The organism is Pseudomonas sp. GW821-FHT02H09 (assembly GCF_059421425.1).
In genome coordinates, this window is the sequence record NZ_JBWKVA010000041.1 from 10,441 (window position 1) to 18,215 (window position 7,775).

Below are 7,775 nucleotides of genomic sequence, written 5' to 3' on the forward strand. Positions count from 1 at the left end.
CGATGAGGTCGACACATTCAACATTGATGTCGCCTGACACACCGCCATCGCGAGCAAGCTCGGCTCCCACAGGGATTGGCGGGTGTGCACAGGCTCTGCAAACATCACTGATCAAGTGTGGGAGCGAGCCTGCTCGCGATGAGGTCGACACATTCAACATTGATGTCGCCTGACACACCGCCATCGCGAGCAAGCTCGGCTCCCACAGGGATTGGCGGGTGTGCACAGGCTCTGCAAGCATCACTGATCAAGTGTGGGAGCGAGCCTGCTCGCGATGAGGGCAGCACAGTCAGCATTGATGTCGCCTGACACACCGCCATCGCGAGCAAGCTCGCTCCCACAATTTGCGGGTCTGAACTGACTGGCAGCAGGCCCAACGGCCTTTTTACCCAGCCGTTTATCGAAGCTGCTGAGCAACACGAACAAACGTGATTTAATACCCGCCTTTCACGTTTCTGGGACAGGGAAGCGGTGTTTTTCGCGGCCAAAAGTCGCCCGCCATCCACCCCCATAACCCTTAAGTATTTATCGCATAAGGCTGTCATGGACACGGGCTCACGACTCAAATTAGTACGCGAAAGCTACAAGCTGTCCCAGCGCGAGCTGGCCCGGCGTAGCGGCGTCACCAATGCCACCATCTCCCTGATCGAACAAAATCGAGTCAGTCCTTCTGTCAGTTCCCTGAAAAAGCTCCTCGAAAGCATTCCCATGTCTTTGGCGGACTTCTTCACCTTCGATCAACCGCCCCAAGAGCACAAATACGTCTTCCGCGCCAACGAGCAGCCCGACCTGGGCCGTGATGGCCTGCGTCTTTTGTTGATTGGCGCTTCGGTGCCGAGCCGGCAGATGCGGCTTTTGCGCGAACAGTACGCGCCTGGGGCCAGTTCTGGCGAAGAGCCGATTGTGCATGCGGAAGGGGAGGAGTGCGGGCTAGTCACTCGTGGCACGGTTGAGTTGACGGTGGATGGGCAGATCAGTGTGCTGAATGCCGGGGATGGGTATTACTTTCCGACGACGCTGCCGCATCGGTTTCGGAATATCGGGGCGGATGAGGCTGAAATCATCAGTGCCAACACCCCGGCGAACTTCTGATGTGAAAGCGGCGGGGCGCCGCTTTCGACTGTGGATTCAACCGGTCGATGCAACGCAACTAAATTCTGTGTAAGCAGAAGAAGTGCGACGATGCGCTTGTTCATGACTCGAGTGAAGTTTGCCATGACCTCCGGATAGCGGGGCGACGCCTCTGGTTGATCTTTACCGGTAAGCTCCGCGCCCCATCTACGTAGACGAACGAGGGGGCATGAAATCGACAGTGCCGAGGCTGATTTGCCTAACGCCCGAATTAAACCGAAGTTCCAGACGATGGTCGCCCCGAAGAAACAGGCATCAGCGGGACGCCACCCAGACGCTTCGCGTGAGATCTCGCAGGTCTGAATAGCAATTCGACAGTGCGTCAGCCTGGGTTTGAGAGGGATGGCGAGTGGATATATGCGCGAAGGTGATTATGCTTCAAGGAGGGCCGTCAGCCTGTTTCGATGCTTCGCGCAATCCATAATCCGATGATATCAGCCCTAGGGCCTGGGTGCGGCAAAGAAAGGCAGTGTGGTACTCCGGCCTACGACAAGATCAAGACGGAGAAGACTCATGGCCGTAATCGACAATACATCCACGGGCAGCATGCCCCACCGCGGGATCACCAAGGAGGAGCGCAAGGTCATTTTCGCCTCGTCCCTGGGTACCGTGTTCGAGTGGTACGACTTTTACCTTTACGGCTCCCTCGCCGCGATCATCGCCAAGCACTTCTTCGCCGGGGTCAATGAGACAACGTCCTTCATCTTCGCGCTGCTGGCGTTCGCCGCGGGTTTCGCCGTACGCCCCTTCGGCGCCGTGGTGTTCGGCCGACTGGGCGACATGATCGGGCGCAAGCATACCTTCCTCATTACCATTGTCATCATGGGTACCTCCACTGCTGTGGTGGGCTTTCTGCCCGGCTACGCGACCATCGGGGTGGCGGCGCCGGTCATCCTGATCACCCTGCGCCTGCTGCAAGGCCTGGCCCTAGGCGGTGAGTACGGCGGCGCGGCGACCTACGTGGCCGAACATGCGCCGAAAGGCAAGCGCGGCTACTTCACCTCATGGATCCAGACCACCGCGACCCTCGGCCTGTTTCTCTCGCTGCTGGTGATACTTGCCTGCCGCACCATTCTCGGCACCGAAGCCTTCGAAGCCTGGGGCTGGCGGATTCCGTTCCTGCTGTCGATCCTGCTGCTGATCGTCTCGGTGTATATCCGCTTGCAGCTTAGCGAGTCGCCGGTGTTCATGAAAATGAAAGCCGAAGGCAAGTCCTCCAAGGCACCGCTGACCGAATCCTTCGCCCGCTTGGACAACCTCAAGATAGTGATCATGGCCCTGCTCGGCGGCACTGCCGGCCAGGCCGTGGTCTGGTATACCGGGCAGTTCTATGCGCTGTTCTTCCTGCTGCAAACGCTCAAGATCGACCCGCAGACCGCCAACTTGCTGATTGCCGGTTCCCTGCTGATCGGCACGCCGTTCTTCGTCGTGTTCGGCAGCCTGTCCGACCGCATCGGCCGTAAGGGGATCATCATGGCCGGCTGCATCCTCGCGGCGCTGACCTACTTCCCGATCTTCCATGCGTTGACCGAATTCGGTAACCCCGACGTGTTCATTGCGCAGGAGAAGAACCCGGTTACTGTGGTCGCCGATCCCGGCCAATGCTCGTTCCAGTTCGACCCGGTGGGCAAGGCCAAATTCACCAGCTCCTGCGACCTCGCCAAGAGCCTGCTGGCGAAAAAGGCCATCCCCTACGCCAACGAGAAGACCGAGCCGGGTGCCGTCGCGCAAATCCGCATCGGCGACAAGCTGATCCCGAGCTTCGAAGGTACGGGCATGCCGGCCGCCGACTTCAAGACCCGCAACGACGCCTTCACCGTCACCCTCGGCACCGCCCTCAAGGACGCCGGCTACCCCGAGAAGGCCGCCCCGGCCAAGACCAACTACCCGATGGTGCTGTTGCTCCTGACCATTCTGGTGATCTACGTGACCATGGTCTACGGCCCGATTGCCGCCTGGCTGGTGGAGCTCTTCCCGGCGCGCATCCGCTACACCTCGATGTCGCTGCCCTACCACATCGGCAATGGCTGGTTCGGCGGCTTTCTGCCTACGGTGGCGTTCGCCATGGTGGCGGCCACGGGTGATATCTACTACGGGCTGTGGTACCCCATCGTCATCGCCGTGATGACGGCCATTCTTGGCACGTTCTTCCTGCCGGAAACCAAGGACCGGGAAATTCATCACACATAAGGCTGGCACCCGCCCTCTCCCGTGGGGGAGAGGGCAATCCTTCTACCTGCTGGTGACTGGCAATTACTGGGCCCCACCCTAAGCGACGGTGCACTGCGCAAGTTTGTGCTGCACCTCCAACCACTGGGCCACACACCGCTTCAGATCGCCGCGCTGTTCCTGCTCACAGACCTTCGCGAATGTCAGATATTGCCGATAGCTGCCTGTCGCGATGGGCAGCTATCGACCCGTTGCCGACGTTCGAAGCGGCGTCCCGCCAACGGCAGATCACAAAGACAACCGGACATCCAGCCGCTCTGCTTCCCGAAATAACGCGACATTGGTTTGCATACCTTGCAGTCCTATGCGACGACCCAGTCGTGGCCAGCAATCGGACCACCCGCTTGCTGCATGCGACCGCCCGAAACCAGACCGCCAAGATCCACTGGTGCGTAGCCAAAATCGTTGACGAGTCCGATCACCACCGCCTTTGCGTCCTTGTCGTCACCGGAGACGAAGATGACGCGCTTTCCGTCATGAAACTTCGGGCCCTTGTCGTAGTGCTCCATGCGGATAGCATTGAACGCCTTCACGACGCGAGCCCCTGGCGCGTGTGCCGCGACGATCTCGCTGGCGCCCGTGCCCCCCAAGTCCGCCAGAACGAGCTCAGGCTCGAGTTGCGTAAAAGGGTTGGTGGTATCCACCAAAATGCGACCTGCCCAATTGGGCAGCCCATCCAGGGCCGACGGGACTTGAAGCCATGGAACGGCGAGCATGACCAGCTCGAGCCGGGCCACCTCCTGGACCGTATCTGCCGACGCCTTCGGACCGAGTCCGGCCACTATATCGCCCAAAGCCTGCGGCCCACGACGAGCGCTCAAGACAACCTCATGTCCTGCTTGAATGGCGCTCCTGGCGATGGACTGCGCTACAGCACCGGCTCCAATAAAACCAATCTTCATTTCGACACCTCAGCGGCAACGTAAGTCAACGAAGCCATGCTCGTCCAGGAGCACGGCACTTAACAGAACAGCCAGGTCAGTTCGATGAGCGCAAGTCGAGCAGCACCTTGCCACCCTTGATTGCGTGAGCGACGGCCTTTTGGTAGTCCGCAAGCGGATAGACGGCAGCCACAGGCAGGTCAAGCTCGCCGCGAGCCATCAGTTCGGCAGACTCCTTGATTGCGTCCATGATGTATGGCAGGTATTCGGGAAGGTCGATGTATATGCCGCGCACGACGATGCCGCGCAGATGCAGGTCCACGACCTTGAGCGGCGTGACCAGCTCGCCGCTTGTGAACGCATAGCTCACCAGCGTACCGTTTTGCGACAGCACGTCGATCAGGCGCACCGCAGCCGAACCGCTCAGGCCGTCGATGGCCAGACGGACGTTGCCCGGACCGACCGCGGCCTTGGCTTTGTCGACGGCGCCCGGCTCATCGACGAGAACGACGTCCCCACCAGCTTCTTCCAGTTCCTTGACCAGTTCCGGACGACGTACGAAGTTGATGGTCCGCAGGCCACGCTTCTTCGCCAACGCGATCACCGTGCGGCCGATGCCGGAGTTGGCCGCGTTTTGCACGATCCAGTCGCCTTCCTTGAGGTCAACGAAGCGCCCGAGCAGAAGTACGGCCGTGGGAGGATTGATGCGCAGCATGGCCAGTTGACGTGGATCGACGTTGGCAGGCAGCGCAATCAGCCCCTTGGCCGGGATCACTAGGCGCTCGCGCCAGGTCAACGCATAAAGCGGGGGCAACACGCGGTCGCCGACCTTCACGTTGGAGACATTCGAGCCTACCTGCAGAACTCGCCCGACGCCTTCGTTGCCCACGATCGAGGGCAGTGGAGTCGAGTAGACGAAGCGATTGGTGATGACGGCCAGGTCATTGCCGTTGATGGGGGCATACTCCATCGCGATCAGGACTTCATCCGGGCCGGAGTTGGCCGGCTCCGGAAGGTCAACGAGTTTCAGAGTCTCGACGGGGTCGCCGAAAGCGGTGTTCTGGATAGCACGCATGGCTTACGTCCTTTCATAAGATGCTTAGCTGGAAAGCCGAGAGGCAATACTTCGGCTCTCGGGGCTCATTTCGAAATCGTGCAAAAACCGGGGTGAACGCTACCAAGCCGCCCCTCATGACGAGGAGCGCCTCACATTACGCAGGACGCGTAGCGCTAGAACGCGAGCAGCACCATGCCGGCCCTTCCCCTGCGGTACGTATGTTCGAGCGCTCCCAGGTAGTCGCTCGCCTGATATCGTTCCGCTACGGGGAAAAGGCTCGGGAAGTTGCGTGCGAGCTCGAGCGCCTTGGCCACGTCTGCATCGTGCACCGCCGCAGGTTCGAATTGCCAACTGAACAACGACACACCCTTGATGGTCAGCGCTCGAGGGGCGATGGAACGAATGTCCGTCGTAGCGCCGCCCAGGGAGCCGTAGCTAATGATCGTTCCGCCGCGAGCGAGGAAGCTCGCTACGTCGGGCAATAGCGCGCCGCCGACGCCATCGAACGCCACGTAGACGGGCTTGTTCGCAAGCGCATCGCGAAGCTCGTCCTTCCAGCCCTGGTTCTCCGTGACGATGACAGAAAGGTTGGGGCGAGCAGCTTTAAGCGCTTGCGCGCTCGCCCTGGAGCCGACGAGCAGGATCGGATTGACGCCCACTTCGACGAGCAGATGAGTGAGCAGCTTTCCGACGGCGGAATTGGCAGCCGTCTGAATAACCGTGACATCTTCGCGCTTGTCTTCAGGCAACGCGTTGTGACCAGCCCGCATCGCAAGGCGTGCAGTCAACGTGTTGACCAACATCTGCGCTGCGACCTCATCGCTCACTTCATCGGGCACGGGTATCAGCGACTGGACAGGCGCGGCGATCCTGGAGCTCCAGGCGCCGTTGACGGGAAAGAAGGCCACACGTGTGCCGACCTGAATCCGGTGTGAAGGGTCGATGTCAGCGGCCAGCGCTTCCACCACCCCTACACCTTCGATGCCGGGCACTCGACCTCCCCTCGGGATGAGGGGAGCCGCCCCGAAGGCGGGGGAAGCGGAGACGCCCAGCAAGTCGCCCGCATGAACCGGTGCGGCGGACACACGCACAAGCGCCGCTCCGCTCACAAGAGAAGGAGCATCGGAAAATGCTTCCAGCGTGAGCACCTCGGCGGGCTCGCCATGGTTGGCGTGAACAATTCGCTGCATCACAGACTCCTTCCGCAAGGATTTGATTATTGGAGCGATCGCTCCATTATGGTAGAGTCGGTTCGTCTCTACAGCATGTCAAGTATTTTTGGAACCATGACTACAAAAAAAGATACGCAACCCCGGCGCAGCCGCGGCAGGCCCTCAACCTTTGATCGTACGGAAGCTCTGAGCCGAGCCATGAAGCTCTTCTGGGAGCAGGGATACGAAGGAACCTCCTTCGACCAGTTGATCCAGGCCATGGGGATCAGCCCCTCGAGCTTCTATAACTCGTTCGGCAGCAAGGAGCAGCTCTACAAGGAAGCGACTGAAGCATACTTGAGCATGTCCGAAGTCTGGTTTGCTGGCAGACTGTTCGGCACGGCCGACACGCGAGAAGCATTCAAGAAGCTTCTCGATGCTACCGTCGTGGAATTCACTCGAAACAGCCACCCATCGGGCTGCATGATCTCTCTGGCCGGCACTCAGCTGCCCCCCGAATTCGCTTCTATTCGTGAGACGATGGCCAAGCACCGCGCAAACGCTGAAGAGATGATGGCGCAGCGGTTGCGCAAGGGGGTCGAAGACGGCGACTTACCGCCTGACACCGACGTGCCCGCACTTGCTGCCTTCTACAGCGCCGTGACCCGCGGAATGGCCGTCCAGGCACGAGACGGAGGCGGCCCGCAAAAGCTGAAGGCGATCGCAGACGTCGCCATGCAAGCATGGCCAGCTCAAAGCGGTCAGGTAAGATCTGCAAGGCCCCGGGGGACTCGCTGACCGGCCGTGCTGCACGGAGTGGTCCAGCACCGGCGCCCGCAGGGCGTCGATTTGGAGCGTCATGCTCTGCTTCCTTTCGTGGACTGACGCAGCATCGGCACACCGTGGGTGAGTGCGTATCCTTCGGTTCTCAGAATCCAGTCGGAGGTAGGTCCGAGTTATGAAGCTCACGCTCGACCACAATGTCATCATCGACTTAGCAAGTGGCTCTATCAATATCGCCCGCCTTCGCGAGATCCTTGCAAAGAGCGAGCAACGTAACCTGTCAGAAGTCGCTGCCCGTAGTCAGTAAGACTGGAATGTTCGCCGATTCAGACGATGGCGACGCGAGTTCGAGTGACGACTGAAAGTCCGCTATCCGGGCGGAGCCGACGCTTGACTGTCCGTCTGAGCGCGCAGAGGAACGACTGGAGATGGCCGTTTCCTGCCTCTCGCCAAGGGCAGCAATCGACCGATTCTGTTGAAAAAGTCGGATTTTTAGCTCACCTGAACTCAGGCGCGACCACCACCGGAGAACCTACTCACCAC

7 protein-coding genes and 1 pseudogene are annotated in these 7,775 nt (G+C 60.1%); 5 read left to right on the forward strand and 3 right to left on the reverse strand.

Translation table 11 applies throughout. The features are described 5' to 3' along the window. Positions 1-543: 543 nt before the first annotated feature. The 3 genes and pseudogenes from AC07VR_RS31345 to AC07VR_RS31355 all read left to right on the forward strand — a co-directional run. Complete coding sequence (locus AC07VR_RS31345; RefSeq protein ID WP_019689637.1) at positions 544-1,092, forward strand: cupin domain-containing protein; 549 nt, start codon at positions 544-546, stop codon at positions 1,090-1,092. A gap of 552 nt (positions 1,093-1,644) precedes the next feature. Next, positions 1,645-3,321 carry an MFS transporter gene (locus AC07VR_RS31350; protein ID WP_495013608.1) on the forward strand — a complete coding sequence of 559 codons (1,677 nt, stop codon included), beginning with the start codon at positions 1,645-1,647 and terminating at the stop codon, positions 3,319-3,321. Continuing rightward, a pseudogene (locus tag AC07VR_RS31355) lies at positions 3,311-3,495 on the forward strand (hypothetical protein); the annotation flags it as partial. The gene AC07VR_RS31350 and the pseudogene AC07VR_RS31355, both read left to right, overlap by 11 nt. Before the next feature lie 167 nt (positions 3,496-3,662). Here AC07VR_RS31355 and AC07VR_RS31360 read toward each other — a convergent pair. From AC07VR_RS31360 to AC07VR_RS31370, 3 genes are all read right to left on the reverse strand, one after another. After that, positions 3,663-4,262 (reverse strand): NADPH-dependent F420 reductase, encoded by a 600-nt coding sequence (locus AC07VR_RS31360; RefSeq protein WP_495013609.1) that lies wholly within the window; start codon positions 4,260-4,262, stop codon positions 3,663-3,665. A 76-nt stretch (positions 4,263-4,338) separates the two neighbouring features. Next, positions 4,339-5,316, reverse strand: coding sequence for a zinc-dependent alcohol dehydrogenase family protein (locus AC07VR_RS31365; RefSeq protein WP_495013610.1), 978 nt, complete (start codon positions 5,314-5,316; stop codon positions 4,339-4,341). 155 nt (positions 5,317-5,471) lie between these two features. Then, on the reverse strand, positions 5,472-6,488 hold the full coding sequence (locus AC07VR_RS31370) for a zinc-binding dehydrogenase (protein ID WP_495013611.1): 1,017 nt from the start codon (positions 6,486-6,488) through the stop codon (positions 5,472-5,474). Between the two features lie 180 nt (positions 6,489-6,668). Here AC07VR_RS31370 and AC07VR_RS31375 point away from each other — a divergent pair, with 180 nt between their 5' ends. Beyond that, positions 6,669-7,247, forward strand: a complete 579-nt coding sequence (locus tag AC07VR_RS31375; RefSeq protein ID WP_495013612.1) for a TetR/AcrR family transcriptional regulator — start codon at positions 6,669-6,671, stop codon at positions 7,245-7,247. Between the two features lie 160 nt (positions 7,248-7,407). Then, a complete protein-coding gene (locus tag AC07VR_RS31380; RefSeq protein ID WP_454743288.1) occupies positions 7,408-7,539 on the forward strand; it encodes a hypothetical protein in 132 nt (43 codons plus the stop codon). Positions 7,540-7,775 lie beyond the last annotated feature (236 nt).

Coding starts and splice junctions, on each gene's coding strand:
- AC07VR_RS31350 (WP_495013608.1), top strand. CDS start 1,645: ATGGCCGTAATCGACAATACATCCACGGGCAGCATGCCCCACCGCGGG.
- AC07VR_RS31365 (WP_495013610.1), bottom strand. CDS start 5,316: ATGCGTGCTATCCAGAACACCGCTTTCGGCGACCCCGTCGAGACTCTG.
- AC07VR_RS31380 (WP_454743288.1), top strand. CDS start 7,408: ATGAAGCTCACGCTCGACCACAATGTCATCATCGACTTAGCAAGTGGC.
- AC07VR_RS31345 (WP_019689637.1), top strand. CDS start 544: ATGGACACGGGCTCACGACTCAAATTAGTACGCGAAAGCTACAAGCTG.
- AC07VR_RS31360 (WP_495013609.1), bottom strand. CDS start 4,262: ATGAAGATTGGTTTTATTGGAGCCGGTGCTGTAGCGCAGTCCATCGCC.
- AC07VR_RS31375 (WP_495013612.1), top strand. CDS start 6,669: ATGAAGCTCTTCTGGGAGCAGGGATACGAAGGAACCTCCTTCGACCAG.
- AC07VR_RS31370 (WP_495013611.1), bottom strand. CDS start 6,488: ATGCAGCGAATTGTTCACGCCAACCATGGCGAGCCCGCCGAGGTGCTC.